Origin of the sequence: uncultured Clostridium sp., from assembly GCF_934754915.1 — a bacterium.
Taxonomy (GTDB): domain Bacteria; phylum Bacillota; class Clostridia; order Clostridiales; family Clostridiaceae; genus Clostridium.
In genome coordinates, this window is record NZ_CAKVKB010000297.1 from 1 (window position 1) to 2,214 (window position 2,214).

The window sequence follows — 2,214 nt, forward strand, 5'->3', positions numbered from 1 at the left end:
GAATGGGACATGTTATGCGATGCATAACATTAGCAAGAAAATTACGAGATTATCAAATACGTGTGTATTTTGTTTGTAGAAATGAAAATGTAAAATCCATAATTGAACAAAATGGTTTTGAGATGATAGTTTTAAAAGATAATGTGAATGATATGAATTCTGAATTATTAGAAACAATTCAAATTATTCATAAAACTAATGCGGATTTATTTATTGTAGACAGCTACTTTGCAACGGATTTTTATTATATAAACTTAAAAAAATATATAAAATTAGTTGTTATAGATGGAAAATCTGAATGTGCTGTAGAAGTTGCAGCAATTGTTAATCCGAATATTAGTGCGGATAAAGAATTGTATTATAATAGGGGAATTAGGAGTACAAAATTATTATGTGGAATTAATTATTCATTTGTAAGAACAGAATTTATAACCAAAAGAAAAAAAGAACTGAACGAAAAAGTAATAAATATACTATTAACAGTTGGAGGGTCTGATTATTATAAAGCTACACCAATATTAACTCAAAAACTAAACAATTTAAAAAATATTAAAATTCATGTAATTATCGGACCATATTTTAAAGAAGAAATGGTTTATAAATTAAAAAATATTTCAATGATTTATAATAATATATATATATATGAAAACATATTAGATTTATCAAATCTTATGGCTAAAATGGATTTAATTATTACAACTGGTGGAACGACAGTATTTGAAGTGATGGCTTTAGCTATTCCTTGTATAGTATTTGCAATTGCAGATAATCAGCATGATGCGAAAGGATTGAATGAATACATAAATTGGTTTGGTGATATTAGAAGTAGTGATTTTAAAAAAGTGGATTGTAATAGATGTGAAAAGTTAGTTGAATATATAAAAAAAATAATTTATGAATATGAGAATCAAAAAGTAAAAATTGATCATATAAAAAGGGATTTTGACGGAAAAGGCGTAGAAAAAATAGCATATACGCTTGCTGTAGAAATTTTTAAATAAGTATAGATTTTGTTTATGGGGGGAATATGAATGAATAGTATAGCAATTATAACAGCAAGAGGTGGAAGTAAAAGAATACCTAGAAAAAACATAAAAGAATTTTGTGGAAAACCTATAATAGAATATTCTATTAAAGCAGCGCTTGAATCTAATATCTTTGATGAGGTAATGGTATCTACAGATGACAAAGAAATAGCTGACATTTCTATTAAAGCAGGTGCATGTGTACCATTTTTTAGAAGTCCAGATACATCAGACGATTATTCAACTACAGCAGATGTTCTTATGGAAGTTTTTCAAGAATATAAGAAGATAGGAAAAACATTTAAATATGCAGCATGTATATATCCTACTGCACCATTTGTAACAGCAGAAAAACTTAGAAATAGTTTTGATACATTTAAAGAAAATGATGGAATAATGTTGATGCCGGTAATAAAGTTTGGTTTTCCACCTCAACGTTCGATGGTTATGAAAGATGAAAAAATAGAATATAAATGGCCTCAATACCGTACATCTAGATCTCAAGATTTGGAAGAAATGTACCATGATTGTGGACAATATTATTTTTATAGAGTTGATGATTATATAAAAAAACAAGGACAAATATCTGAGAAGATAATACCATTAATAGTTTCAGAAATGGAAGCTCAAGACATTGATACTGAAGAAGATTGGAGAATTGCAGAATTTAAGTATATGCTTATGATGCAAAGCAAAAAGTAATATTCTCGATAGATAGAATTAATAAATAAAAAATTAAAAGATATTAAAATATTAGAGTTGTTGTTTATATATCTGAAAATATTAAGAGCATAATTAATATGGAACGGATAATGAACATAGCTGGAAAATATAATATGGTTGTTATTAAAGATGCAACAGAATTTTTAGGAATGGTGTGTTTAGAGGAAAAATGAATATGCTAGGACTATTAGAAATTTCGGTTGCTATTCTTTTTAATTTAAATAAAATTATTATCACTAGTAGAAATGACTGTTGTATAAATTGTAGATAAAATATAAAGATGATATTAAAAACAATAAAATAGAAAGAACTAAAAATTTAAATGTTATTATTAGAATAATTTATATGATGTTATAAATTTATGAAGATATTGATAATATTAATTTACTAAAAAATAGAGTTACTATTAAGGGAAGGGAAAAAAATGTAGATGGATAAAAATGAAATAAGAGAAATTATAAAAAAT

At 25.4% G+C, this 2,214-nt stretch carries 2 protein-coding genes; both read left to right on the plus strand.

The window, feature by feature from the left end:
- Positions 1-1,001 (plus strand): UDP-2,4-diacetamido-2,4,6-trideoxy-beta-L-altropyranose hydrolase (gene pseG / locus Q0F58_RS19045; RefSeq protein WP_294379594.1); only part of this gene is annotated, 1,001 nt, incomplete at its 5' end.
- Between the two features lie 30 nt (positions 1,002-1,031).
- Positions 1,032-1,727, plus strand: coding sequence for a pseudaminic acid cytidylyltransferase (gene pseF, locus Q0F58_RS19050; protein WP_294379596.1), 696 nt, complete (start codon positions 1,032-1,034; stop codon positions 1,725-1,727).
- Positions 1,728-2,214: the final 487 nt, after the last annotated feature.